Origin of the sequence: Nocardia vinacea NBRC 16497, from assembly GCF_000308835.1 — a bacterium.
In the GTDB taxonomy this organism is placed as follows: domain Bacteria; phylum Actinomycetota; class Actinomycetes; order Mycobacteriales; family Mycobacteriaceae; genus Nocardia; species Nocardia vinacea.
In genome coordinates, this window is the sequence record NZ_BAGN01000085.1 from 77,593 (window position 1) to 104,020 (window position 26,428).

The following is a 26,428-nucleotide window of genomic DNA, read 5'->3' on the forward strand; positions in this document are numbered from 1 at the left end:
AGCTAGCATATTTTGAACTAATCAGTCCAATAAGGACCGGGCTACGGCGAGACCGCGACTCCGAGCGACAGCGCGGCGAGGAACTTGGGTCCGTCCGCATAGAACTGGTCGAGCTCGCGGATCTCGAATCCGGCGCTCTCGACGGTGCCACGAATATCGCGATCGAGATTGCAGCCGCCCGCAATCGCCTGCTCGATCGGATTCAACCGGTGCTGCCACGCCTGGACGCCCGGATCCGGCGCGAGCCCGTGTTCGACGAAATGCAGGGTTCCGCCGGGAACGAGCACTCTGCGCACCTCGGCAAGCGCGGCCGCGATATCCGGAATGGTGCACATCGTCCAGGTCGAGAGTGCGGAGTCGAAGCTGTTATCGGCGAAGGGCAGCGACTGGCCGTCGAGCCCGGCGCGCTCGATCGGCACGGTGGCCTTGGCCAGCCGCTTGTCCGCCAGGCGCCAGCCGAGATCGGCGGGTTCCACGGCGCTGATCGACTCGACGGTAGCCGGATAGAACGGGATGTTCAGTCCCGATCCGAAGCCGATTTCCATTACCCGACCGTGCAGTCCGGCGCAGGCGCGCTCGCGCTGCGGATTGTTCATCTTGGCCCCGCAGACCAGATTCACCAGCCGCGGTACGACCTGATCGTTGTAGATGCCCACGTACCCACTCTGTCAGGGTCTGCGCGCCGCAGGCAATGGTCAGCCGGTCGAAAGGGCGCGTCCGGTGTCGGCGAGCCGCACGATCGCCGACATGCGATGCTGGCTCGGTGACCTTGTTCGAGGTATGGGCCCCGCGACCGGAACGGGTGCGCATCGAGGTCGATGGCGCCGTACATCCGATGACAAGGTCGCCTGACGGTTGGTGGCGGGCAGATGTGCACGCGGTACCGGGCACGCGCTACGGCTACCTGCTCGACGACGACCCGACCGTCCTGCCCGACCCACGCTCGGCACGCCAGCCCGACGGCGTGCACGGCCGCTCGGCGCTGCACGCCCTCGATCCAGCCGGGTGGACCGATGCGAACTGGACCGGCCGCCCATTGGCGGGCGCGATCATCTACGAACTGCATCTGGGCACCTTCACCTTCGAGGGCACCTTCGACGCCGCCGTCGAGCGCCTCGACCACCTCGTCGAACTCGGCGTCACCATGGTCGAGTTGATGCCGGTCAATGCCTTCGACGGCAGCCACAACTGGGGCTACGACGGTGTGCTCTGGTACGCGGTTCACGAGCCCTACGGCGGACCCGATGGTTTGCAGCGCTTCGTGAATGCCTGCCACGCAAAGGGTTTGGCGGTCGCCCTCGATGTCGTACACAACCATCTCGGCCCCTCCGGCAACTATCTGCCCCGCTTCGCGCCCTATCTGACCGAGGGGCGCAATACCTGGGGGCAGAGCCTCAATCTCGACGGTCCGGACTCGGATCCGGTGCGCCGCTTCATAATCGAGAACGCCCTGCGTTGGCTGCGGGATTTCCATATCGACGCACTGCGACTCGATGCTGTGCACGCACTCGTCGACCGCACCGCCACCCACCTGCTCGCTGAACTGGCCACTGACACCGAATCCCTTGCCGCACATGTGCGTAGGCCATTGACATTGATCGCGGAGAGCGACCTCAACGATCCACGGCTGATCACCGCGCGCGCGGCAGGCGGCTATGGCCTGACCGGTCAATGGAACGACGACCTGCACCATGCGGTGCACACCGCGGTATCCGGTGAACGTCAGGGCTACTATGCCGATTTCGGTTCGTTGCGCTGTCTTGCCCAGACACTGACGCGCGGATTCTTCCACGCCGGAACGTATTCCAGCTTCCGCGGTCGCATCCACGGCCGTCCGATCGACACCCGACTCATCCCGGCGAGCGCATTGCTCGCCTATACCTGCACCCATGATCAGATCGGCAATCGGGCGATCGGGGACCGGCCCAGCGCCTACCTGACCGACGGACAGCTGGCGATCAAGGCCGCGCTGGTGCTGTTCTCGGCGTATACGCCCATGCTGTTCATGGGGGAGGAGTGGGGCGCGCGCACCCCGTTCCAGTTCTTCACCTCGCACACCGATCCGGTGATCGCGGCCGCCACCGCCACCGGCCGCAAGAACGAATTCGCCGAACACGGCTGGGACAGCAGTGCGGTTCCGGACCCGCAGGACCCCGAAACCTTCCTGCGGTCGAAGCTGGATTGGTCCGAACTCGAACATGATCGCCACATACGGCTACTGTCCTGTTACAGAAAGCTGATCGGTTTGCGACGTGAGCGAGCCGAAGTAACGGACCCGTGGCTCACGCATGTATCTGTCGACTATGACGAGAATGCCCGCTGGATCGCGGTGCGCCGGGGCCCGCTGACACTGGTGTGCAATCTCTCGGAAGAGCAGGTCACCGTGCCTATCGCCGGTCTTTCGCTGCTGTCGTGGGAACCTCCGACCGAAGGCGTCTCCGCGACGGAGATACCGGGCCACTCCTTCGTGATACTCGCGGGCGTATAGCGGAACCCCAGGTCGGATCGCGGTTACCGAAAACCTCCTGAACATAACTGTCCGAGACACAATATTGCCGAGTGTGACCAGCGCCATTACCTTTGGAATATGAGCAACGTGGCTTCACCCGGGGACCTAGCGAATCTCCCCGATGGGGTGGGTGGCAGCGCCGCCGCCGAATTCGCACCATTGGTACGCGCATTCGCGAAGGTCTTCGGGCACCGTCGGGGGGCGGGCGGCGCGTTGGCCGTCCATCTGCACGGTGAGCCGCTGGTCGATATCTGGACCGGGAGCGCGGGTGACAAACCCTGGAGCCAAAACACCGGCGCGATCATTTTCTCCGCCACCAAGGGCATCACCGCGACGGTCATCCACCGGCTGGCCGATCGGGGTCTGCTCGACTACGAAGCGCCGATGGCCGAGTACTGGCCGGAGTTCGGCCAGAACGGCAAGGGCGATATCACCATTCGTCAGGTGATGACGCACAGCGCGGGACTCGGTGGCCTCAACCCGATCGCGGCCGGGCTCGAGGATGTGCTCGACCACCAGCTGATGGAGCAGCGTCTGGCCGCAGCGAAACCGGATCGTCTGCTCGGCACTCCGGCCTATCACGCGCTCACCTTCGGTTGGCTGCTCGCCGGATTGGCGCGCGCCATTACCGGCCAGGGGATGGCGGAGCTGTTCCGCACCGAGGTCGCCGAACCGCTCGGCATCGATGGTCTGCACCTGGGCAAGCCGTCCGCGCAATCGTCGACCGTCTACGCGCCGTTGGCGGGCTCCCAGCTCAGTCTGATCGGAAAGCCGGTCAGCACAAGGGTTTTGGGTCGCAGCTATGGTCTGCCCGGTGCGCTCGGCGCGGCCGCACGGTGCCTGTTCCTGCCCGGACTGGAGACCATCCTCGAGGGTGAAATCCCGCCGATCCTCGATACCGAACTCGGTGCGGGCAACGGCGTCTGCACCGCCCCCGCGCTGGCCACCATGTACGGCGCGCTGGCCAATGGCGGTATGGCGGGCGGCATACCGTACCTGACACCGCAAACCATCAAGGCGCTCAGTCGAATTCGGACCTTCCGTCTCGATCGTGCCCTGTTCTACGCCCCGATGCTCTGGCGCCTCGGCTATCACTCACTGCCGATGCCAGGTGCACACGGTGGCTTCGGTCATATCGGCCTCGGTGGCTCCTTCGGCTGGGCCGAACCTCGCCTCGGCCTGTCCGTCGGATTCGTCCACAATCGCCTCTCGGCCGCGCAGCTGAGCTTTGACCAGGCCGCTGCCGGTTGGCTGTTGCCGATGGTCATGACGGGTGTGCGCACGACCCGCCGGTCCGTAACCGTGGTGGCGACGCCCGAGGCTGCATAAACGCTAGAACCGGCCGCGCGGACGATGTCCGCGCGGCCGGTTCGGGTCGAGCGCGTTCTCTAGGTGAGGTAGCGGTAGGCCGGCGAACCCGGATCCAATCGTTCGCACTGGATCGGCGAGTCTTCCATTCGCTCCAGCAGTGGGCCGAGCCCCTCCGGCGCACCGAGCTCGATACCGACCAGCGCGGCACCGGTTTCCCGGTTGTTGCGCTTGACGTACTCGAACAGCGTGATGTCGTCGTCGGGACCGAGCACTTCGTTGAGGAAGCGCCGCAGCGCGCCGGGCTCCTGCGGGAAGTTCACCAGGAAGTAGTGCTTCAGGCCGCGGTGCACCAGCGAGCGCTCGATGATCTCGCCGTAGCGGGACACATCGTTATTGCCGCCGGAGACCAGGCACACCACCGTCGAACCGGGTTCTATCGTGATCTCGGACAGCGCCGTCGCAGACAGCGCGCCCGCGGGCTCGGCGATGATGCCCTCGTTCTGGTACAGGTCGAGCATGGTGGTGCAGATCGCGCCCTCGTCGACCTGCATCATGCGGAAAGCGCCCGCGCCCCTTGGTGATTCGGTCGCGGTCAGCAGTGGCAGCGAGCCGTGCGATACCACCCGGCCGCCGAATGCGGCGATCGCCGCATAGGGCAGCCGGCCGATCCGGCGCACCGCGGCGCCGTCGACGAACGGATCGATCCCCGGCAGCGTCACCGGGCCGCCCGCGACCAGCGCCGCGGTCATCGAGGCCGCGCCCGCCGGCTCCACACCGAGGATGCCGGTGCTCGGCGAGCGCTCCCGCAGGTAGGTGCCGATGCCCGCCAGGCAACCGCCGCCGCCGACCGGGATCACCACCAGATCGGGGGTCCGGCCGCCGAGCTGTTCCAGGAATTCGGGGGCGATGGTGCCCTGTCCCGCCGCGGTGCGCGGATCGTCGAACGGCGGCACCATGGTCGCGCCGGTGCGCTCGACATCCTCGGCGGCGGCCGCCGCGGCGGCGTCGTAGGTTTCCCCGACCGCGATCAGCTCGACGAACTCGCCGCCGTGCACCCGGATGCGGTCACGCTTCTGCTTCGGTGTGGTGGTCGGCACGTAGATGCGGCCCTTGATGCCCATCGCATTGCAGGCGAAGGCCACGCCCTGGGCGTGATTACCGGCGCTGGCCGCGACCACGCCCGCGGCTCGCTCGGAGTCGGTGAGCTGCACGATCAGGTTGTAGGCGCCGCGCAGCTTGTAGGAACGTACGGCGGTGAGGTCTTCGCGCTTGAGGTAGACCTGCGCCCCGGTCAGCGCGGATAGCCGGGGGCTGTGCTGCAGCGGGGTGGGCTCGATAATGTCGGCAATTCGCTTGGCGGCGGCGTCGATCTCGTCCGCGGTCAGCGCGGGTTGAGATATGGACTGGTCGTCGAGAAGTTCAAGCGGATTGGACACTCGAAATATGGTGCCACCCGCCGCGCCGGGCGGACGCGTCGGGTGGGTATCGGAGGAGGGTTAACGCCCGGTTTCCCAGCCGAAGCTACTGCGGAGTCAGGACGAAAACCGGAATCTCGCGGGTCGTCTTGGTCTGGTAGTTCGCGTAATCGGGCCAGACCTCGACCGCCCGCTCCCACCACAGCGCCTTCTCCTCGCCGAAGACCTCGCGCGCGGTGTAGTCCTTGTTCACGGCGCCGTCACGCAGCTCGACATGCGGCTCGGCTTTGATATTCCAGTACCAGACGGGATGCTTCGGCGCGCCGCCCAGCGAGGCGACGACCGCGTACTCGCCGTCGTGCTCGACCCGCATCAGCGCGGTCTTGCGCAGCAGCCCGGTCTTCGCGCCCTTGGTGGTCAGGACGATGACGGGCTTGCCCTGCAGGGTCAGGCCCTCGGTGCCGCCGGATTTCTCGATCAGCTCGGCCTGCTCACGGGCCCAATCGGATGTGCTCGGTGCGTACTCACCTGTCAATGGCATGACACCCGCAACAACGCGGCGGCCGCCTCTGTTCCCGCCTTAATGTTAGGTAGCCCGAACTTCCCTATCCGTGTAGCCTGACGGCATGGCAGTGGTCCCCCTTCAGACTCGCCCCACGGCGGTGGATATCGCCGGCAGCGCGTGGCCGATGTACAAACTAGAGGCGATCGCCCTCGGCCTACTCATCTGCCTTACCCTCGCGCTGATCACCGGGTCGCTGCAGGTCGCGGTACTGGTCGCCGCCGCCGCCGGAACCGCCCGCTGGGTCATCGGCCACCGCCGACCGTAGGCACCCCTGGCCCCATTTCAAGATCAGGTGGAATCTATGGCGGCATCGGTCGAGAAGCCCCATCCACCAGTGCCACCTGATCTTGATCATCGAGGATTAGGCGACGTCGAGGGGGAGGGTGGGGAGTTCGGTGCGGGAGAGGACGCCGAGTTTGGGGTAGGCCTTGTAGAGGTGGTGGGCTACGGTGCGGGGGCTGAGGAAGAGTTGGGCGGCGATGTCGCGGTTGGACATTCCTTGGGCGGCTAGGCGGACGATCTGGAGTTCTTGCGGCGTGAGGCGGGCGAGGACGCCCGTGGTGGGGCGGGCTGTGGTGCCGATGCCGAGGGCGGCGAGTTCGGTGCGGGTGCGTTCGGCCCACGGTGCGGCGTCGAGGCGGTCGAACGTTTCCAGGGCGGGCTGAAGTTGGTTGCGCGCCTCGGACTTTCGACGGTTGCGCCGTAGCCATTCACCGAACAGCAATTGGGTTCTGGCCTGTTCGAAGGGCCGCCCGCCGTGTCCTAGTGCGGCTTGAAAGTGGTCCTCCGCCTCGGCTTCCGGCCCGGTCAATGCCAGGCAGCGCTCGACGAGCGCGGTGACCCACCCTTGTTGCGAGGCTTTCGCCCAGCCGCGAAGCCGATCCAGCGCGTCACCCGCTCGCTCCGGGCTGCCCATGCGTACCGCCGCCTCGATCAGGTCCGGCAGGGCGCGCAGACCGATCACGTGGTGGCGGGCGGGTTCCACGGTCAACAGCTCCAGCCGGGACAGCGCGCTGTCGACCCTGCCGAGGCCGAGATCGAGCACGCCGAGCGCCGCCTGCGTCCACGGTGCGCCGGGCGCGGCCGCACCGCCGAATTCCTCGGCGAGGGCGCGGTCGACCAACTCTCGGCAAGCCTGTTCGCCCCCCTCCAATGCCGCCAGATAGGCGAGATAGCTCGACATCTGGCTGAGCCAATGCCGCTGCCCGATATCCTCGGCGACCCGCAGTCCTTCGAGCGCGGCGATACGACCCTCGCGCGGTCGGCCGAGGAACAGTTCGGTTTCGGCGCGGAAGAACAGCAGGGTCGGCAGCAGGGCGATGCGGCCCTGGTCGCGGCATTCGGCAATGAGGGTCTGGGCCAGCTCCGCGGCCTGTTCGTCCTGGCCGACGACCAGCCCGACGCCGCACATCTGCACCAGATCGCGCGGGCTGTCCGCACCGTTGCGGCGGGCGGCGGCGGCCGCGTCGCGCAGGTCGATGAAGAATCGGCCGTCGATGCCCGCGACCGTGTAGCGGGCGATGGGCGTCATCGGTTCGGCGTCGGGCAGGTCCAATGCGTTGATGTGCGCGGCGATCTCGGCGAGTTCCGGTGCGCCGAGGTACCAGGCCGTGTGCACCGCCTGCATGAGGATGCGCGCGGCGCGGGCCGGATCGTCGGTGCGCACCAGATCGGCGCCCGCGAGCAATAGCTGATGCGCCGAGAGTGGTTTGCCCGCACCGAATTCCGCGGTGGCACGAACCAGGTCCAGTCGGGCCCCGAGCATTCGGTCGGTGCTCAAACCGGCCGCGCGATCGGCCAGGCGGCTGGCACGGTCCAATTGTCCCGCCTCACTGGCGGTTTCGGCCGCAGCCACCAGCCGTCGAACGCGGGCAAACGCGTCGGTGCTCAAACCTGCGGCACGTTCGTACGCGGCGACGGCACCGGAATAGCCGCTGCGCCGACGCGCGCGATCGGCGGTTTCCTCCAGCGCTGCTGCGGTGGTCTCATCCGGTCCGGTCGCCGCCGAGGCCAGATGCCAGGCGCGCAGGTCGGCGTTCTCGGGTTCGGTCAGTGCGGTGGCGAGGGCGGCGTGCGCGGTGAGCCGCTGCGTCAGCGGCGCACCCTGGTAGACCGCCGAACGCAGCAGGGGATGGCGGAAACTCACGCTCACGCCATCACTACCGACCAACCCGGCGTCCGCGGCGGGCTGTAGGTCCGATAGCTGCGCCCCGAGCTCGTCGGCGGCACGCAGCACCGTGGTGAGATCGTTGGTGCCCGCCGCGGCCGCAATCAGGAGCAACGTCCGGGTGGCTGAAGGCAGCCTGGACACTTGGCCGTGAAATGCCACCTGGAGCCGCTGTGTCAGCGGCAGGGGATTCGGCCCGTGACCGGAATCGTTGCCCTCGGCGGCCAGCACTGCGGGCAACTCCAGCAGCGCGAGCGGATTACCGCCCGCCTCGGCGAGCAACCGATATCGAATGGCGGGCGAAAGATCCGGACCGCGACTGTCCACCAGCGCGGCGGCCGACTCCTGCGCCAGGCCGGTCAGCGCGAGTTCGGGCAGGCCGGGCGCGGGAAAATCCTGCTCGCCGGTCCGAGTCGCGAAGATGATCACCACGCCCTCGGCATCGAGTCGCCGCGCCGCGAACAGCAGCGTCTCCGCCGTCGCCCGATCCAGCCAGTGCGCGTCATCGATCAAACACAGCAGCGGCCCTTCGGCCGCCTCCTCGGCCAGCAGTGACAGCACCGCCAACCCGATCAACATCCGATCCGCCGGATCATGCTGCGCCAGACCGAACGCCCCGCGCAGCGCGTCCCGCTGCGGTGCGGGCAACCCGTCCACCAGTGCCATTCCCGGCTTGATCAGCAGATGCAGCCCCGCGAACGGCAACTCCGCCTCGGACTCGATTCCAGCACTGCGCACCGCCGGGATCCCCTGCGCCGCCGCATAATCCAACAGCGCCGTCTTTCCGATCCCCGGCTCGCCGCGCACCACGAGTGCCGCGCTGCGTCCGGCGCGAGCCGCCTCCAGAAGCCGATCGATCCGAGCTTGTTCGACTTCTCTTCCGTGGAGCATCTGCTCACCGTAACCGCCGACCGAACCCGAGTGACCGATACCTGTTTCGTCGACGCTTCGATGGAAGCCGATCGGATGTGCGGTGACCATCGGTGTCGGCATCTTCGGTGCGACCCCCGACCTCGTCATCCCATCCCTATTCGGGGACCCCACCTGGTTGTAGCCGCGCAAGAGTACTCGCGAGAATCCCGCTCGGCGCGGGTCTTTTGCGTTGAAAGACAACATTTTCATTAACATCCCGCGTCGAACCGTCGATGATTCGGGTAGTCGAGTACGCAGGTTTCGACGGTAATCGGGGCGGAGGATCTATCCATGAAACGACTGGTGGTCTGCTGCGACGGCACCTGGAAGGCCGAATCCAGCAGCACGGTATCGAATATCATCAAGATCGCGCAGACGATCCGGTACGAGGCGCCGGGACCGTTGGGGGAGTCGATCCCGCAGTGGGTCAGCTACGTATCCGGCCCGGGCGCACGCGGCTTCCTGGCCGACCGCCTGATGGGTGGTGCGTTCGGACTCGGACTCGAGGCGAATCTGTCCTCGGCGTACTGGCATCTGGCACTGAACTGGCAGCCGGGGGACGAGATCTACATCTTCGGTTTCAGCCGCGGTGCGTTCACCGCCCGTAGCCTTGCCGGTCTGATCGGCCGGATCGGAATCATGACCCCCGATGCGATGATCGAGGGAAAGTACCCGGACGCCTTGCGGATTCACCATCAGCCCGCGCCGCAGCGGACCCCGGAGAATCCGGATCCGAAGGAGCCGCAGGAGTGGATCGACTTCCGCAAGGAGAACTGCTGGGATGCTCCGGCCAAGATCGACTTCATCGGGGTCTTCGATACCGTCGGCGCACTGGGCGTGCCCGGACTGACGTCGTTGCGGCACCGGTTCCACGATGTGAAGCTCGGGCGCAATGTCTACTGCGCGCGCCAGGCACTGGCGCTCGATGAGCGGCGACGCAATTTCGAACCGTGCCTCTGGGAGGTGCCGATCGAACCGGATGTGAAGTACTCCCACGACTACGACCGGGTGAAGCAGGTCTGGTTCGAGGGCGTGCACAGCGATATCGGCGGCGGCTACCAGGAATGCGGACTCTCCGATATCACACTGCGCTGGATGGTCGAACAGGCCGAGGCGGTCGGACTCGTCTTCGACCGCGACCGGCTGGAGGGGGTGTCCCAGCGGTGCGCGGCCGCGGGTGCGAAGCATATGGAATTGCATCGCTCGCTCGGCATCGGATACCGAATCCTCAATGTGCTGCGCACCATTCGTCAGCCGAGGAACCCGCGGTTCTACTGGGATTCCTGGCGACGGCTGTACACCGACGGGGACCGCGGCGTGCGCCTGGCTTCCACCGTGCACGACGCCACGGACTACCGACCCGCGAATCTGCGGCGCTGGCTGAAGGACAACGACGGGATGGTGCCCGAGACGCTGATCGAGAAGACCGGCACGGTAACCGCGATCACCCCGGAGGAGCCCTCAGCGCACGAGTAGCGCCACCGGCAGCCGGGCGAACAGCTTTTCCAATCGGGCCCGGCCCTGGAAGGTGTGGCCGGTCAGCCGGTCGGTCCAGTTGCCCTGCGGCAGCTCCAAAGTGGTATCGGCCCAGCCGGTTTCGGCCAGCCCGAGGCTGTGCCGGGTGGCGGCCACGATCACCTCGGGCGTCTCACCGGCCCGGCCGCGCGCGTAGGCGACCAGCCTGCTCTCCTGCTCGCCGGTGGCGAACAGTGGCAGGTAGGTGCCGCCGACGAAACAGTCCGGACGTTCGCGGCGCAACCACAGCGCATAGGCGACGATCCACATCTTGGCCGCGCCGGTGGTATCCAGAGCCGGTGTACCGGTGAGTGATTGCAGCAGTCCGGCACGGGCCGCGAAATCCACCGGGCGGCGGTTGTCCGGGTCGACGAGCGTGTCTTCCCACAGCTCGCAGCCCTGATAGATATCGGGAATTCCGGGCCCGCACAGCTGCAGCAGCTTCTGTGACAGCGAATCCGACCAGGCGTGCGGGGCGAGTTCGTGCACCAGATCACCGATTTCGGAGCCGACCGGCCCGTCGATCACCGCGTCCAGCCAGCCGTGCACCTTCTTCTCGAATTCGACATCCGGTTCCTCCCAGGAGGTGTGGACACCGGCTTCGCGAATCGCCTTCTCCGCGAACAGATGCAGTCGCTCGCGCAGTCCGGCCACGGACGAGGCCGGACGGCCGTCGGCGGGCCAGACACCGAACATGTTCTGCAGCAGGAACAATGTCGTCGCACCGTCGGGACCGGGGGTGATCTCCTGCCAGGATTCGACGGCACGCGCCCAGGTCTCCGCGGCCTGGGACAGCACCCCGATCCGGGCGCGCACATCCTCGCCGCGCTTGGTGTCGTGCGTCGACAGTGTGGTCATGGTCGCTGGCCAGCGTTGCGCGCGTTCGCTATTGGACAGGTGGAATTCGTTGAGCGAGTGGCCGAATCGGGCCGGATTGCCGCCTACCTCTTGCAGCGATACCAGTCGCGCCGCCTGATAGAACATGGTGTCCTCGACGGCCTTCGCGGTGATGGCACCACAGACCTGGCTGAATCGAACGGCCGCCTCGCCGTCGGACGCCAGCGCCGCCACCAGCACGCTCAGCGGTACGGTCAGTTCGCTGTTGCGCTTCTCCACCTCGGCGACCACCGCGCCGGTCATACCCGCCAGCGGCGCGTAATCCACCCGGTAGACCGGCATGAAGGCCAGCACCTCGATGGTGGCATTGGTCAATGCCATGGTGTCGAAGCTTTCGGCATGCGCGTCGCGCTTGATCGCGGCGACCAGGCGCCGGATCTCGGGGGCCAGGATGTTCTCCGCCACCGCGCGTTTGATGCGGTGTTCGGTTTCGCCGATCCAGGCGCGGTCGCTGCCGTGCCCGGCGAGTTTGCGCGACAGTTCGGTCAGCGTCTGTTCGCCGTCGGGGTCGATCAGTACGCCGCCGTAGTCGGACAGGGCGTCGTAGCCGGTGGTGCCGTCGACCGGCAGCGTCGCGTCCAGCGGTTCGCGGTTGGCGAGGATCTTTTCCACGAGTAGTAGCCGGTGCGGGCCGATGAGCCGGCGCAGCTTCGTCAGATACGCGGTGGGATAGGACAATCCGTCCGGATGGTCGACCCGCACGCCGTCGATCAGATCGTGTTCGCACCATGCGGCCAGCTCGCGGTGGGTGATCTCGAAGACCTCGGGATCCTCCTGGCGCACCGCGGCCAGGCTGCCGACCGCGAAGAACCGGCGGTAGGTGCACAGTCCGGCCTTCCAGCTGACCAGCCGGTAGTGCTGTTTGTCGTGGATGCGCAGGGCGTTGTCACCGTCGGTGCCCGCCGCGATGGGGAAGCGCAGATCGTGCAGTGCCAGCATCGGTTCCGAACCGGATCGGTCCACCGTCAGTGCGGCCGGATCGTTTTCGCTCTGCAGCACCGGCAGCGCAAGCCGCCCGCCCGCGCCGTTGCCCGCACTCCAGTCGATATCGAAGAAATGCGCGAACTGTGATTCGCGGCCGTTGCGCAGCACATCCCACCACCACGGGTTCTGCCGGGGATCGGCCACGCCGACGTGGTTGGGCACCAGATCGACGATCAAACCCATACCGCGGCTGCGCACTTCGTCCGCGAGCGCCTTGAGTCCGGCCGGGCCGCCGAGGGCCGCCGAAACCGTGGTGGGATCGGTGACGTCGTACCCGTGCGTCGAACCGACCGTCGCGGTGAGGATCGGCGACAGGTACAGATGCGAAATACCCAGCTGCTGTAGGTATTCCGCGATCGCGCGGGCATCGGTGAAGGTCAACGCGTCGGGGCGCAGCTGGAGTCGGTAGGTGCTGCGGACCGTCGTCTGCCGGGCCGGGGTGCGGCCGCGGGAGATGGGATCGGTGTGATGGGTCTGCATATCGGACTTGGGCGTCTCGATCTTCGGCGTCTCGGGCATCGGCGTTTCGGTTATGCGGGGCAGTGGAGGACGAGCAGACAACGGGCGGGGACGGCGACGGTGCTCGCCGCCGGATAGGTGGCGTCGGCGCGGCCGTCGGGCACCGAACAATCCAGTGCGACAGCCCATTGGGCGCCGTAATCCGGATCGGGCAGTACGAAGTCGAGTCCGCTGTCGTGGGCGTTGAAGCACAACAGGAACGAATCGTCGGTGATGCGTTCGCCGCGCGGGCCGGGTTCGTTGATGCCGAGGCCGTTGAGATAGACCGTCAGCGACTTGCCGAAACCGCTGTCCCAGTCGGCGGGTGTCATCTCCTCACCCGCCGGAGTGAGCCAGGCGATATCGCGGGCGTGCTCTTTCGAGCGGATCGGCCGGCCCGCAAGGAAGCGGCGGCGTCGGAATATCGGATGCGCCGTGCGCAGTGCGATCACCCGCTTGGTGAATTCGAACAGGTCCGAATTCGTCTGCATCAGCGACCAATCCATCCAGGCCAGCGGTGAATCCTGGCAGTAGACATTGTTGTTGCCCTGCTGTGTGCGGCCCATCTCGTCGCCGTGGGCGAGCATCGGGGTGCCCTGACTGAGCACCAGCGTGGCCAGCAGATTGCGACTCTGCCTGGCGCGCAATGCGAGTATCTCCGGATCGTCGGTGGGGCCCTCCACCCCGCAGTTCCACGAGCGGTTGTAGCTCTCGCCGTCGCGATTGCCCTCGCCGTTGGCCGCGTTGTGTTTCTCGTTGTAGGACACCAGATCCCGCAGCGTGAAGCCGTCATGTGCGGTGATGAAGTTGATGCTCGCGCTCGGCCTGCGTCCGGTGGCCTCGTACAGATCCGAGGATCCGGTGAGCCGGGAGGCGAATTCGCCGAGCGTGGCGGGTTCACCGCGCCAGTAGTCGCGGACGGTGTCGCGGTACTTGCCGTTCCATTCGGTCCACTGGCCGGGGAAATTGCCAACCTGGTAGCCGCCCTCGCCGACATCCCAGGGCTCCGCGATGAGCTTCACCTGGCTGACCACCGGATCCTGTTGCACCAGATCGAAGAAGGTCGAGAGCCGGTCGACATCGTGCAGTTCCCGGGCCAGCGTGGCGGCGAGATCGAAGCGGAACCCGTCGACGTGCATATCCAGGATCCAGTAGCGCAGCGAGTCCATGATCAGCTGCAGCGTATGTGGGTGGCGCACGTTCAGGCTGTTACCGGTGCCGGTGTAGTCCATGTAGTGCGACGGGTCCTCGTCGACCAGCCGATAGTAGGCCGCATTGTCGATCCCGCGAAAGGCCAGGGTCGGCCCGAGGTGATTGCCCTCGCCGGTGTGGTTGTAGACGACATCGAGGATCACCTCGATGCCCTCGGCATGCAGTGCGCGCACCATGGCCTTGAATTCGGTGACCGCCGCACCGCCGCGTGGGCTGGCCGCGTATTCGTTGTGCGGGGCGAGGTAGCCGAAGCTGTTGTAGCCCCAGTAGTTTCGCAGGCCCTGATCCAAAAGGACGCGGTCGTGCACGAATTGGTGCACCGGCATCAGCTCGATCGCGGTGACGCCGAGTTCTTTCAGATGTTCCACGATCGCCGGATGTGCGATACCGGCGTAGGTCCCGCGCAACTCCTCGGGAATGTCGGGATGCGTCATCGTCATGCCCTTGACGTGCGCCTCGTAGATGACTGTCTCGTGGTAGGGCCGATTCGGTGGACGGTCGGCGCCCCAGTCGAAGAACGGGTTGATCACCACGCCGGTCATGGTGTGCCCCAGCGAATCCTGTCCGTAGGTGTAGAGCGAGGAGTCGTTGTCGAATTCGCCGTCGAACGCCTTGCCGTAGGGATCGAGCAGCAATTTACTTGGATCGCAGCGCAATCCGTGCTCGGGATCGTAGGGTCCGTGCACCCGGAAGCCGTAGCGCTGGCCCGGTCCGATGGTCGGGAGATAGGCGTGCCAGACGTAGGTGTCGACCTCTTCCAGCGGCACTCTGGTTTCGGTGCCGTCCCTGGCGATAAGGCACAGTTCGACTGCGTGGGCAACCTCGGAGAACACCGAGAAATTGGTGCCTGCGCCGTCATAGGTCGCGCCCAGTGGGTAGGCGGTGCCGGGCCAGACACCTAGGGGTGTCACCTCACCGGGCGCTGCGTCGGGCTGAGCCATGTCAACGACACTAGCGCCAGCTCGATCGCCATCCGTGCGGGTGGTTGCGGCCGGGCGAGTCAGTCCTGGTCGGGGCCTGTTTCGAGCCAGCGTCGCCGGTAGCCGATCCGGGTGGCCAACCGGGCGAGTCCGCCGAATACCGCATGCTGCAGCCAGACCGGGATGCCCGCGAGATAGCCGTCCTGGTAATCCCACAGCAATGCCAGCGCCAACGGGTCGCGCGGCATCCGGGTGCGGACGGTGGTCTTGTGTGCGGCGTCGAGGTTGTGCCACAGCTGGAACATCTCCCAGTGCCGCAGCGGTGGGCGGATCTCGTGATCGAAGACGGTATCGGGTACCTCGCTCCAGAACTCGTGTACCGCGCGCGGTGGCGCGGTGAGCGAATCACCCGGATGCACAACGGTTTCCGTGCCATCGATCTTGAAGCGGAGCCGACCGCGACGCAGGGTCCACGATTCGCTGAGCATCGGATGCCAATGGCGGCCCGCCTGCCGGTCCGCTTCCGGCAGTTGATGTTCCAGCCGCAGGTAGGGGCCACGCTCGTCCTCGCCGCGTTCGACGAGGGTGATGCGGTGGCCGTTGCGGAAGGTGAGTGTGTCTCCCATATCTCCAGATATAAAGGTAACCTTTGTAATGTGTCAACGGTTGAACCTCACACCACCTTGTTGAAGCTGCTCGGTCAGGCCACACACGCCTTCGAACGCGAGCTGAATCGGGAATTGCGGGCGGCGCTGCGCGACGATCTGCGCCCGGCGCATTACGCGGTGTTCCGCTATCTGGCACCGGAGGGGTCGCGTATCAGTGCGCTGGCCGAGGAGGCGGGCATGACACAGCAGTCGATGGGGGAGTTGGTGACGCATATGGAGCGGTGCGGGTATATGGAAAGGAAGATCGACCCGGATGATCGGCGGGCACGGCTCGTAGTGCTGACTGCCGAGGGGCGTGCGGCGCTCGGCGTGGCGGCGGAGCGGATCGGGCGGATCGAGCGGAAGCTGGTGGCGACTCTGAGCGAGCGAGGGGTGGCTGAGCTGCGGCAATCGCTGAGCCGCGTACACGAGGCGCTGATCGACTGAGTTCACCGCGTCGGCAGTGTCAGTCGCCAGGTCTGGCCGACCAGATCGTGGCCGAAGCTGTGGTGCGGATTCGATTCCACGAGTTCGAAACCCGCGCGCTGATAGATATGCCGCGCGGAGGTGAGGATGTCGTTGGTCCACAGCACCATGTCGCGGTAGCCGACCTCGGTGGCGAACCGCACGCAGCGATCGACCAATGCGGAGCCGACGCCGAGGCCGCGCGCGGTCGGCTCGACCAGCAGTAGCCGCAGTCGGGCCGTGGTCTCGTGCTCCGCGACACAGAAGACGCAGCCCACCGGCTCGCCGTCGTATTCGGCGATCCAGGCGTGTTCGCGATGCTCGTCGTGGTCGTCCAGATAGTCCGCGACAATGCGGGCGACGAGTGCCTCGTAGCTGGCATCCCACCCGTATTCGGCGGCGTAGAGCGCGGCATTGCGCTGGATGACCCAGCCGTAGTCGCCGGGTTTCGGCGCGCGGAGCACCAATTCGCCGAGGCCTGGTCCGTCGAGAATGCGCTGGATGGTGCGCATAGAGGTGATCAGTCGCGTGCGCTCGGCCGGTTTGTGCGCATTGAGGAGGTAACCGACTTCGGCGCTCGAGCGCTGATCGAGCGCGGCGAAGATCTCCCTGCCGCGGTCGGTCAGCCGAACCTCTTGGCGTCGCCCATCGCTTTCGGAGCGATTGCGCTGGACCAGTCCGTCCTTTTCGAAGCGGGCCAGGATGCGGCTCAGATAGCCGGGGTCCAGGTCGAGCGTGCGGCGCAGCGTGACGACCTCGCTGGCGCCGGAGTTGGCCAGTTCGAACATGATTCGCGCTTCGGTGAGTGAGTATTCGCTGTCCAGCAGGCCCTCCCGCAGCACCCCGATGACCCGGGTGTAGCGGCGGTTGAATTCGCGCACGGCGTCGATATCGGCGGCGGCAACTGTGGTCACGGCGGCTCCCAATCTTTGACTGAGTCAAAGAATACGTCGGAACGGTCGTGTCGGTGTGGAATTCGACGCGAGATCGTGCGCGCGCAGCTCGAGTGGTAACTTGAACACTGTTCAAGCCCCGTCAGGGCTGTCACGCGACCCGAGGAATCCTGTGGCACTGAGCTCACCCACCCCGCCGGCTCCGCCGACTGCCGTCCCCCTGACCCCGCACGAAATCACCGCCATCGACGCCGAACATGTCTGGCATCCCTACGGCGGCTTTCCCGCGACGACCGAACCGCTGGTGGTTTCCGGTGCCTCCGGAACCCGGCTCACCCTCGCCGACGGTCGGGAATTGGTCGACGGGATGAGTTCGTGGTGGGCCGCCATCCACGGCTATCGGCATCCGGTACTGGATGCCGCCCTGGTCGCGCAGTCGCAGCGGATGAGTCATGTGATGTTCGGCGGGCTCACCCATGAACCGGCAGCCCGACTCGCCAAGTTGCTCGTCGAGCTGACGCCCGCCGGTCTGGACAAGGTATTCCTGTGCGACTCCGGTTCGGTATCGGTCGAGGTCGCGGTGAAGATGTGCCTGCAGTACTGGCGCGCCGCGGGTAAGCCGGACAAGCGGCGACTGCTCACCTGGCGCGGCGGGTATCACGGCGATACCTTCACGCCGATGAGCGTGTGCGATCCGCAGGGCGGCATGCACGCGCTGTGGACCGATGTGCTCGCCGAGCAGATCTTCGCACCGGCACCGCCGCGCGAGTATTCGGCCGAGTACGTGGCCGAGTTCGAACGGTTGCTGGCCGCGCATGCGGAGGAGCTCGCGGCCGTCATCGTGGAGCCGGTCGTACAGGGCGCGGGCGGGATGCGCTGGCACGATCCGCGGTATCTGACCGACCTGCGGCGCCTGTGCGACGAGTACGGGGTGCTACTGGTCTTCGATGAGATCGCGACCGGATTCGGGCGCACCGGAGCGCTTTTCGCGGCCGATCACGTCGGGGTGAGTCCGGATGTCATATGTGTCGGCAAGTCGCTCACGGGCGGGTATCTGACCTTGGCCGCCGCGCTGTGCACCTCCCGGATCGCGGAGACCATCAGCGCCGAGCACGGTGGCCTCATGCACGGTCCCACCTTCATGGGTAATCCGCTGGCCTGTGCGGTCGCGGTGGCCTCGATCGAGCTACTGCTGCAACGGGATTGGCGCGCCGAGGTGACCCGTATCGAAGCGGAGTTGAAAGCCGGTCTGGCCCCGGCGCATTCGCTGCCCGGGGTGGCGGATGTGCGGGTGCTGGGGGCGATCGGCGTCGTGCAACTCGATCATCCGGTGGATATGCGCAAGGCCACCCACGCCGCCGTCGAAGCGGGCGTCTGGCTACGCCCCTTCCGCGATCTGATCTACACCATGCCGCCCTTCATCAGCACGACCGAGGACATCGAACGCATCACCGCGGGTATCGTCGCCGCCGCCCAGGCCTGAAGCTTCAGGCGCGTTTTCGGGTGTCGTGCGCGGTTCCCGCGTTCTCGGGACGGTCGGTGTCGGAGACGATCTCCCAGACCCGGAAGACGCAGTGGTAGTCGTCGGCCCAGCCGGAGGCGATCAGCAGGTAGGTGTCGCCATCGCGCAGCAGGACGCGGCGACCCGGAAGTCTGGGATGCTGCGGGGTGAAGGTGGGCACGAGTGAGTGCAACTTGGCCAGGGCCTGTTCGCGCGTGCCGACCACCTCCGCGAGAACCCGCGGCGACCAACGCTTGTGATCGCCGGAACCTGTTGTCTCTTCGACGACTATCGCCCACCGTGGCATTCGGCCCTACTCCCTCTGGCGGAAATGCCGCGCCACCGTCGATCGGTGGCGACCTTCAACGATTGGCTCCAACGGTACCAGCACCAGACCCCACCCATGCGGCTTGAACGGTGTTCAAGTATGCTGCGGAGCTGTGACTACCGATCCGTTGGGCTGGCTTGACGAACGCGCCGCCGAGCGCGTACGTGTCGGGTTGCGCCGTGAGCTGCGACCCCGTGCGGCACAGTCGCCATCGATCGACCTCGCCTCCAACGACTACCTCGGGCTGGTACGTCATCCGGAGGTCATCGAGGGTGCGATCGAGGCCGTGCGACGCTGGGGTACCGGGTCGACCGGATCCCGGCTCGTCACCGGGACCACGGCCGAACACGAGCAGCTCGAGACCGAACTCGCCGAATTCGTCGGCGCCGAGACCGGTTTGGTCTTCGCCTCCGGTTACGCCGCCAACCTCGGGGTGGTGACAGCGCTCGCCGGGCGGGGCGCGCTGGTCGTCTCCGATGCGGCCAGCCACGCTTCACTGGTCGATGCCTGCCGGCTCTCGCGCTCGCGCGTGGAGATCGCCGCGCACTGCGATGTCGAGGCGGTCGAGCGGTTGCTGGCCGAGCGGAGTGAGGAACGGGCACTGGTACTTACCGATTCGGTGTTCAGCGCCGACGGTGATATGGCTCCGCTGGCCGAGTTGCACCGGGTCACCCGGGCGAATGGCGCGGTGCTGATCGTGGACGAGGCGCACGGGCTCGGTGTGCGCGGCGCGGGTGGGCGCGGACTGGTGCACGAGGTCGGCTTGGCCGGGGAACCGGATCTTGTCGTGACCGCGACCCTGTCGAAAGCCCTTGCCGCACAGGGTGGTGTTGTACTGGCCGCCGAGCGGGTGCGTGCGCATCTCATCGATGCGGCGCGCACGTTCATTTTCGATACCGGGCTCGCGCCCGCCGCGGTCGGTGCGGCGCGGGCGGCGCTGCGGTTGTTGCGTCGAGAGCCCGAGATGGCGGGTCGAGTGTTGCAGCGGGCCGCGGATATCGCGCGCATTGCCGGTGTGGCGGAACCGGATTCGGCGGTTGTCTCGGTGGTACTCGGTGAGGCGCAGGTCGCATATGACGCCGCGCAGGAATGCCGTGCACGTGGACTCGATGTCGGATGCTTCCGTCCACCGACGGTGCCCGAGGGGACATCGCGGCTGCGGCTCACCGCACGGGCGAATCTGACCTCCGGTGAACTCGACACCATCGCAACGGTCCTCGGCGAGGTGCTGACACAGGCGCGTGGATTGGTGACCGCATGAGTGTGCTGTTCGTGACCGGTACGTCTACGGAGGTCGGCAAGACCGTGGTGACCGCCGCGCTCGCCGCGGCCGCGCTGGCCGCCGGTCGGTCGGTGGCGGTGTGCAAACCGGCCCAAACCGGTGTGGCGCCGGGCGAACCCGGCGATCTCGCCGAAGTCGAACGCCTCACCGGTGTCACGAGAACGGTCGAGATTGCCCGCTATCCCGATCCATTGGCTCCGGATACCGCCGCGCGTCGGTGCGGGCAGCCGCTGTTGACGCTGAGTGAAACCGCCGCCGCCATCGACTCACTCGCGGATGCGGACCTGACCCTGGTCGAAGGCGCAGGCGGATTGCTGGTCCGCCTCGGCGAATTCACGCTGCTCGAGCTGGCGCAGAAGCTCGACGCCCCGGTGCTAGTAGTCGCCGCGGCTGCGCTCGGGACTCTCAACCACACCGAATTGACCACGCGCGCGCTGTCGTCAGCCGGTGTCCGCTGTGCGGGGGTGGTGATCGGCTCCTGGCCCGAGACGCCCGGGCTGGCCGAAGAGTGCAATCGCACTGATCTGCCCAGGGTTACCGGAGTCGAGTTGGTCGGTGCGGTGCCCGCGGGTGCGGGTGGGTGGGATCGCGAGCGGTTCTCCGCCACTGCACCTGGTTGGTTCACTCCCGGTTGGTCCGCGCTCGGCCACTAGGTTTCCGCGGCGGCCGCTGTCCGGCGATCGGCAGCGTCTCCGCACCGAAACCGGTCGCGACGATCATCGCCGCGATCAGCAGCACACCGAGCACCGGAACCACGATCGCCAAGCGACGGTTCGATATTCGTATGTGGGTACTGCCGGATGTGCGCGCACGCATCATCGGTACTGCTCCATAGGCAAATCGCGGCCTCTCCAGAGTTGTCCCGACGGGGGAGGTCCGACTTTCGCCGCGAGGGCGATCACAGTGGCGACCGTTCCGGAATTGCACCGGATTCCCGCACCCGCCGGGGATGACGGCCCGAGCCCTACCGTTCGGTCGGGTTCACCGCCGCCATCGGGTCGCCTGGCAGCACTCGCGAACCGTACCTACAGTGGAGAAGATGTCGCCGTTGGACGATCGGCACCCGTCCACCGTCTCGGACTGGGACGACGCGCGACGGAGGGCCCGGCTTCGGGAGACTCGTCTCGGGCACGGGTGGCAGACGTTGCGCCGTACCAGGTTGGCGCTGCTGCGGGTCGCCTTGGTATTGCTCGCTGGGCTCATCGTGTTCGCCCAGTACTGGGTGCACGACGTCACCCCGGAACGCGATCGGCTCGCGCGCACCGAACCCGCCGTCCTGCCGATCGCCACCCCCGCGCACGATCGCGACTGGGACACAGTCGTCGTCGATATGGTCGGTCTCGGTGGACTCAATGCCAGCAATACCGCGGCCGCGCTGCCCGCCCTCAGCGATATGGGCGTGGTCTGGGCCATCAAATACGACAATCAAGGTATAGACACCAAGGTGATCGCGGATCTGATCATCCGCGCCGCCCAGATGTCGGGGCTGAAGAACGTTGTGCTGGTCGGACACAGTATGGGCGGGGTCATCGCGCTCGAGGTCGCGCGGCATATCCACCTCGACAGCGACCTGCGCCTAGTGGGAGTGATTCTCGACTGCACCCCGGTGGATTTGAATGCGGTGCGTCCGGAGAGTCGCGGTGCGGGCGAGGATATGGTGCGCTGGATGGGCTGGCTACCGGGGGCGCGGGAAAGCCGAACGCTGCGGCTGGCGGTCGAAACCTATGCGCGCCGTGATCGATTCGTCGATCGCGGGGCTACTGGGTTGCGCGGAGTCCGGCTCGAACCATTGCGCGATGTCGTCGAAGAAGTGCTGCGCGAGAAGGTCTTCTCCAAAGACGCGGCCAGCAACGGCCTGATCGAGACGCAGTTCCTGGCGATCGTGGCGGGCGGTGCGATCAACGATCTGCGCGCGCTGTCCCGGCCCGCCGACGGCAAACCGCGCCCGGCCATCGTCTTCATCCGCCCGCGCAATCCGGATGACGACCGGGTGGTGGATGTCGAGTACTCCCACCAGGTGCTCATCGAGCGGGCCGGTGGCGTCGACGGCTCGCTGCTGGTCGTCATGCCGCGAAATACCGGGCACGCCAATCCGATGCAGCGCCCCGAGGAGTACAACCGGATTATCGACCAGCAGATCCTGCCGTTCATCCAGCGATATCAGGAGCAGATGCGCGCGACGATCTCCGCGGCGGCGCCGCGCTGAGGGGATGGCAGCCAGCGGAGCCGGCGGTGTGGGTGAACACAGTTGGAATCGGGCGCTGCGTTGGAATCAGGCTAAGGCAAACCGTATGCGTGCCGGTTTCAGCTTGATTCAATCACCGCATGTTCCGACCACGTACGTTCCTGACCGGCCTGCACGGCCGCACTATTGCCGCGTTGCTCGCTGCGGCGACCGTTGCGAGCCTGGGGTTGACCGGCTGCGCGAGCGACGATAAGCCGGTCGGTAAAACCGACGCACCGCTGCCTACCGAAATCCCCGCGGGCACAAAGCTCGTGCTCGCCGATCAACAGGAGCGGTTCAAGTCGGTACTCCAGTTCTCCGGCGAACTCGACAAGCTGCCGTTCAAGGTGGAGTTCGCCAATTTCATCGGTGGACCGGCCATCCTGGAGGCATTCCGGGCCGGTGCCGCCGATGTTGCGACCGTCGGCGATGTCCCGCCGATCCATGCGCAGGTCGCCGGGCAGGACGTGCCGATCGTCGCGGCTTACCAATCCAATCCCAACGCACTGAAACTTGCGGTGGCGCCGGGCAAGACGGCCACCACGCTCGCCGATCTCAAGGGCAAGAAGATCGCCTACGCGGAGGGCACCGCCCAACAGGCCGCGGTGCTGCGGGCGCTCGCCAAGGCCGGGCTGAAACCCACTGATGTGCAACTGGTTCGGCTGCAGCTCGCGGAGTTCCTGGACGCGGTGCGCACCGGCCAGGTCGATATCGCGCCGCTGGCCGAACCGAACGTCACCCGGCTGTTGCGTACCCCGGGCGCCTCGCTGATCCCGGACTCGGAGACCACCGGTATCTACGGCGGTGTCGGCTACCTGTACGCGCGCCGCGCCGCGGTGACCGATCCGGCCAAGGCGGCGGCGACTCGGGCGGTGGTCGCCGCCTATATTCGCGCCTACCAGTGGGTCAATACCCACCAGGAGGAGTGGGCGCGCAAGTACTACGTCGAGAACCAGAAGGTCAGCGCCGACGATGCCAAACGCATCGTCGACTCGTTCGGCACCTACACCTTCCCGCATCTGGATCAGCACCTCATCGATCGCCAGCAGGGCACCATCGACGCGATCGACAACGCGGGCGAACTGCCCAAGAAGGTGCGCGCCGCAGACGGTTTCGATCTGCGCTTCGACGCCGTCATCACCCAGGCGGTCACCGAGAGCGGCGCCGCGTTCGAACCGAAGGCGAAATAGTAATGGCTACCTTGGATGCCGGTGTACTCGGCCGGATCGGACGAAGTTCACGCACCGTCGCGGAGCCGGTATTGGCCCGCCGCAAGCCGACTCGGCCCCGGCTCGGACCGGGCCGCCCGATTCCGTTCGGCATCGCCATCGGGCCCGTATTGCTGATCGCGGCGTGGGTGATCGGATCCGCTTCGGGCGCACTGGATGAGCAGACACTGCCCGCGCCGTGGACGGTCGCCGAGACCGCACGCGATCTGCTCGCCGACGGCAGACTGCAATCGAATCTGCTGACCTCGCTGAAGCGCGCGGCCTGGGGCCTCGGGCTCGGCGTGGTGATCGGTGTGGTGCTCGCATTGATCGCCGGATTGAGCCGTGTCGGTGAAGCCCTGCTGGACGGGCCGATTCAGATCAAACGCTCGATTCCGACGCTGGCGCTGATTCCGCTGTTCATCGTGTGGTTCGGCATCGGTGAGGACATGAAGCTCATCGTCATCACGACCAGCGTGGCGATTCCGATCTATATAAATACCCACGCGCAATTGCGTGGCGTCGACAGCCGGTATGTGGAGTTGGCTGCGACGGTGGGTCTTTCGCGCTGGGGATTCATCCGCCGGATCGCGTTGCCCGGTTCGCTGCCCGGATTCTTCACGGGCCTGCGGCTGGCGGTCACGATTTCCTGGCTGGCCCTGGTCGTGGTCGAACAGGTGAATGCCACCAGCGGCATCGGCTATCTGATGACGCAGGCGCGTACCTACGGCCAGATCGACGTCATCGTGGTCGGCCTGGTGATCTACGGCCTGCTCGGACTGTTCGGCGATCTCGCCGTGCGCGCGACGGAACGGAGGGCGCTGTCATGGCGACAGACGATCGCGGACTGAATGTGGTCCGAACCCGCGGGCTGCGCAGGGGTTTCGGCGATCGCGTGGTGTTGCACGGTATCGATCTCGATATCGCGCGCGGCGAATTCGTCGCACTGCTCGGGCGCAGCGGTTCGGGTAAGAGCACCTTGTTGCGCGCGCTGGCCGAGCTGGATCGCGATGTGCTCGGCTCGGGTGAGTTGCGAGTGCCGACGGAACGCGCGGTGGTGTTCCAGGACTCGCGGCTGCTGCCGTGGAATCGGGTACTGGACAATGTGACTCTCGGTTTGAAGAGTGCCGATGCCGCCGAGCGCGGTCGCACGGCGCTGGCGGAAGTCGGCCTCGCCGGGCGGGAAAAGGCCTGGCCCAAGGAGCTTTCCGGCGGTGAACAACAGCGCGTCGCCTTGGCGCGGTCCCTGGTCAGGGAACCGGAGTTGCTGCTGGCCGATGAGCCTTTCGGTGCGCTGGATGCGCTCACCCGCATCAAAATGCATGTGCTGCTGCAGGATCTGTGCGCCAGGCACAAGCCGGCCGTCTTGCTGGTGACCCACGATGTCGATGAAGCGGTGCTGCTCGCCGACCGCGTACTCGTCCTCGACGAGGGCCGCATCGCCGTCGACCAGCGTATCGATCTGGAACGCCCACGCCGCCACACCGATCCGGACTTCAACCGCCTGCGCGAACTGCTGCTTGCCAGCCTCGGCGTCGATGTCGCGGCCCTGCACGATGAGAAGAAAGCCTCATGACCCGCCAACTCAGCCTCAATGCGTTCATCTATCCCTCCGGACATCATGAGGCGGCCTGGCGGCATCCGCAGAGCCGACCCGACCGGATCTACGATGTCGCCTACTACCAGGAGATCGGCCGCACGGCCGAAGCCGCGAAACTCGACGCGGTGTTCTTCGCCGACGGGCCCGCACTGCGCACCAATGTCGAACACAATGCGGCCTCGGGTCTGGAACCGATCACCCTGCTCACCGCGATCGCCACGGCCACCACCCATCTCGGGTTGATCGCCACCGCGTCCACCACCTACTACGAGCCCTACAACCTGGCCAGGTTGTTCTCCACGCTCGACCACATCTCCCGTGGCCGGGCGGGCTGGAATATCGTCACCACCGGAACCGACCTCGCCGCCGCGAATTTCGGGCTCGACAAACATCCCGATCATGCGACGCGATACGCGCGGGCACGGGAATTCGTCGATGCGGTCGTCGCGCTGTGGGACAGCTGGGAGGACGACGCCATCCTGCTGGACCGGGAGGCGGGCATCTACGCCGATCCGGACAAGATCCACCCGATCGACTTCGTCGGCGAATATCTCAGCGTGCGTGGGCCGTTCAACGCGCCGCGCACCCCACAGGGACATCCGGTGCTCGTACAGGCCGGTGCGTCGAATGACGGCCGCGCGTTCGCGGGCCAGTACGCCGAGGCGATCTTCACCGCGCACCAGCGGCTCGAAGACGCGCAGGCGTTCTATGCCGATATCAAGGCCAAAGCCGCCGAATTCGGCCGTGACGCCGAGCAGATCAAGATCCTGCCCGGTATCAGCCCGTTCATCGGCGATACCGAGGCGGCGGCCAAACAGTTGGAACGGGAGTTCAACGAGCTCACAGTGCCCGCATACGGGCTGAAGCAGTTGGAGGGCATCGCGGGTGAGAGCTTGCGGAACCTGCCGCTGGATGAACCCGTGCCGCTCGAATTGTTCAGCGACGCGGGCGATGTCACCGATAACGAGCGCAGCCGTCGGCAGGTGGTCGCCGGAATCGTGCAGCGGGAACGGCCCACCGTGCGCGGGCTGCTGCATCGTCTTGCCGGTGCCCGTGGACATCGGGTCTTCGCCGGTACGCCGGAGCAGGTCGCGGACACCATCGAGGACTGGTTCCGCAATGGCGCCGCCGACGGTTTCAATGTGATGCCGCCCTACTATCCGGGTGGTCTGGAGGTCTTCGCCGAGCAGGTCGTCCCGATCCTGCAGCGGCGCGGCCTGTTCCGCACCGAATACACCGGAACCACACTGCGCGACCACTTCGGTCTGCCGCGTCCGGAGAGCCGGTACGCCCGGCGACCGGCGCTCGCGCAGTGAGCGCCTGTACCAGGCCGTATCGGGCTCGGCGAAATAGTCGCCATCGCCAAGACCACGCT

The 26,428-nt window shown here is 66.4% G+C and carries 23 protein-coding genes; 13 read left to right on the forward strand and 10 right to left on the reverse strand.

All coding sequences use genetic code 11. The annotated features are described in order from the left end of the window. Positions 1-41 precede the first annotated feature (41 nt). On the reverse strand, positions 42-656 hold the full coding sequence (locus tag ON44_RS10985; protein WP_040688705.1) for a class I SAM-dependent methyltransferase: 615 nt from the start codon (positions 654-656) through the stop codon (positions 42-44). 107 nt (positions 657-763) lie between these two features. Here ON44_RS10985 and treZ point away from each other — a divergent pair, with 107 nt between their 5' ends. Continuing rightward, positions 764-2,488 (forward strand): malto-oligosyltrehalose trehalohydrolase, encoded by a 1,725-nt coding sequence (treZ, locus tag ON44_RS10990; protein WP_040688707.1) that lies wholly within the window; start codon positions 764-766, stop codon positions 2,486-2,488. 99 nt (positions 2,489-2,587) lie between these two features. Further along, entirely contained in the window at positions 2,588-3,838 is a 1,251-nt protein-coding gene (locus ON44_RS10995) for a serine hydrolase domain-containing protein (protein WP_040688709.1), read from the forward strand. 59 nt (positions 3,839-3,897) lie between these two features. Here the strand turns inward: ON44_RS10995 and ilvA are convergent, their stop codons facing one another. Both ilvA and ON44_RS11005 read right to left on the reverse strand, forming a co-directional pair. Further along, the gene (gene ilvA / locus ON44_RS11000) at positions 3,898-5,256 is read right to left on the reverse strand and encodes a threonine ammonia-lyase IlvA (RefSeq protein ID WP_040688711.1); all 1,359 of its coding nucleotides are present in this window, start codon (positions 5,254-5,256) and stop codon (positions 3,898-3,900) included. Positions 5,257-5,341: 85 nt separating this feature from the next. Then, complete coding sequence (locus ON44_RS11005; protein WP_040688713.1) at positions 5,342-5,776, reverse strand: nitroreductase family deazaflavin-dependent oxidoreductase; 435 nt, start codon at positions 5,774-5,776, stop codon at positions 5,342-5,344. A gap of 85 nt (positions 5,777-5,861) precedes the next feature. Between ON44_RS11005 and ON44_RS11010 the strand changes: the two genes are divergently transcribed. Continuing rightward, entirely contained in the window at positions 5,862-6,065 is a 204-nt protein-coding gene (locus ON44_RS11010; protein WP_040688714.1) for a hypothetical protein, read from the forward strand. A gap of 96 nt (positions 6,066-6,161) precedes the next feature. Here the strand turns inward: ON44_RS11010 and ON44_RS11015 are convergent, their stop codons facing one another. Beyond that, positions 6,162-8,987: an ATP-binding protein gene (locus ON44_RS11015; protein ID WP_245567100.1), complete on the reverse strand. Its 2,826-nt coding sequence runs from the start codon at positions 8,985-8,987 to the stop codon at positions 6,162-6,164. Between the two features lie 183 nt (positions 8,988-9,170). On the opposite strand from ON44_RS11015, the gene ON44_RS11020 reads away from it, so the two are divergent. Further along, positions 9,171-10,355, forward strand: coding sequence for a T6SS phospholipase effector Tle1-like catalytic domain-containing protein (locus tag ON44_RS11020; RefSeq protein ID WP_040688715.1), 1,185 nt, complete (start codon positions 9,171-9,173; stop codon positions 10,353-10,355). On the opposite strand, the gene treY is transcribed toward ON44_RS11020, so the two are convergent. The 3 genes from treY to ON44_RS11035 are packed head-to-tail and all read right to left on the reverse strand — an operon-like array spanning position 10,341 to position 15,531. After that, positions 10,341-12,755, reverse strand: a complete 2,415-nt coding sequence (gene treY / locus ON44_RS11025) for a malto-oligosyltrehalose synthase (RefSeq protein ID WP_051181886.1) — start codon at positions 12,753-12,755, stop codon at positions 10,341-10,343. The two genes, ON44_RS11020 and treY, sit on opposite strands and share 15 nt — an antisense overlap. Positions 12,756-12,805: 50 nt before the next feature. Beyond that, entirely contained in the window at positions 12,806-14,926 is a 2,121-nt protein-coding gene (glgX, locus tag ON44_RS11030; protein WP_040688719.1) for a glycogen debranching protein GlgX, read from the reverse strand. Positions 14,927-14,985: 59 nt separating this feature from the next. Beyond that, complete coding sequence (locus ON44_RS11035; RefSeq protein ID WP_040688720.1) at positions 14,986-15,531, reverse strand: cupin domain-containing protein; 546 nt, start codon at positions 15,529-15,531, stop codon at positions 14,986-14,988. Between the two features lie 30 nt (positions 15,532-15,561). On the opposite strand from ON44_RS11035, the gene ON44_RS11040 reads away from it, so the two are divergent. Further along, the gene (locus tag ON44_RS11040) at positions 15,562-15,999 is read left to right on the forward strand and encodes a MarR family winged helix-turn-helix transcriptional regulator (RefSeq protein WP_040688721.1); all 438 of its coding nucleotides are present in this window, start codon (positions 15,562-15,564) and stop codon (positions 15,997-15,999) included. Between the two features lie 2 nt (positions 16,000-16,001). Here the strand turns inward: ON44_RS11040 and ON44_RS11045 are convergent, their stop codons facing one another. Continuing rightward, positions 16,002-16,931, reverse strand: a complete 930-nt coding sequence (locus ON44_RS11045; protein WP_040688836.1) for a bifunctional helix-turn-helix transcriptional regulator/GNAT family N-acetyltransferase — start codon at positions 16,929-16,931, stop codon at positions 16,002-16,004. Between the two features lie 199 nt (positions 16,932-17,130). Here ON44_RS11045 and ON44_RS11050 point away from each other — a divergent pair, with 199 nt between their 5' ends. Beyond that, entirely contained in the window at positions 17,131-18,393 is a 1,263-nt protein-coding gene (locus ON44_RS11050; RefSeq protein ID WP_040688839.1) for an adenosylmethionine--8-amino-7-oxononanoate transaminase, read from the forward strand. A 4-nt stretch (positions 18,394-18,397) separates the two neighbouring features. Here the strand turns inward: ON44_RS11050 and ON44_RS11055 are convergent, their stop codons facing one another. Then, a complete protein-coding gene (locus ON44_RS11055) occupies positions 18,398-18,718 on the reverse strand; it encodes a hypothetical protein (RefSeq protein ID WP_051181876.1) in 321 nt (106 codons plus the stop codon). Positions 18,719-18,851: 133 nt separating this feature from the next. Here ON44_RS11055 and ON44_RS11060 point away from each other — a divergent pair, with 133 nt between their 5' ends. Further along, complete coding sequence (locus ON44_RS11060) at positions 18,852-20,000, forward strand: 8-amino-7-oxononanoate synthase (RefSeq protein WP_040688722.1); 1,149 nt, start codon at positions 18,852-18,854, stop codon at positions 19,998-20,000. Further along, positions 19,997-20,674, forward strand: a complete 678-nt coding sequence (gene bioD, locus ON44_RS11065; RefSeq protein ID WP_040688724.1) for a dethiobiotin synthase — start codon at positions 19,997-19,999, stop codon at positions 20,672-20,674. The genes ON44_RS11060 and bioD overlap by 4 nt, the downstream gene beginning before the upstream one ends. On the opposite strand, the gene ON44_RS50090 is transcribed toward bioD, so the two are convergent. After that, positions 20,643-20,840, reverse strand: a complete 198-nt coding sequence (locus tag ON44_RS50090; protein ID WP_157187103.1) for a hypothetical protein — start codon at positions 20,838-20,840, stop codon at positions 20,643-20,645. The two genes, bioD and ON44_RS50090, sit on opposite strands and share 32 nt — an antisense overlap. Positions 20,841-21,060: 220 nt before the next feature. Between ON44_RS50090 and ON44_RS11070 the strand changes: the two genes are divergently transcribed. From ON44_RS11070 to ON44_RS11090, 5 genes are all read left to right on the forward strand, one after another. After that, positions 21,061-22,227 (forward strand): alpha/beta fold hydrolase, encoded by a 1,167-nt coding sequence (locus ON44_RS11070; protein ID WP_040688841.1) that lies wholly within the window; start codon positions 21,061-21,063, stop codon positions 22,225-22,227. A 119-nt stretch (positions 22,228-22,346) separates the two neighbouring features. Continuing rightward, positions 22,347-23,435, forward strand: coding sequence for an ABC transporter substrate-binding protein (locus tag ON44_RS11075; protein WP_040688728.1), 1,089 nt, complete (start codon positions 22,347-22,349; stop codon positions 23,433-23,435). A gap of 2 nt (positions 23,436-23,437) precedes the next feature. Then, positions 23,438-24,304: an ABC transporter permease gene (locus ON44_RS11080; RefSeq protein ID WP_040688731.1), complete on the forward strand. Its 867-nt coding sequence runs from the start codon at positions 23,438-23,440 to the stop codon at positions 24,302-24,304. Then, positions 24,280-25,029: an ABC transporter ATP-binding protein gene (locus tag ON44_RS11085; protein ID WP_174415043.1), complete on the forward strand. Its 750-nt coding sequence runs from the start codon at positions 24,280-24,282 to the stop codon at positions 25,027-25,029. The genes ON44_RS11080 and ON44_RS11085 overlap by 25 nt, the downstream gene beginning before the upstream one ends. Then, complete coding sequence (locus tag ON44_RS11090; protein ID WP_040688733.1) at positions 25,026-26,369, forward strand: LLM class flavin-dependent oxidoreductase; 1,344 nt, start codon at positions 25,026-25,028, stop codon at positions 26,367-26,369. The genes ON44_RS11085 and ON44_RS11090 overlap by 4 nt, the downstream gene beginning before the upstream one ends. The last annotated feature ends 59 nt before the right edge of the window (positions 26,370-26,428 follow it).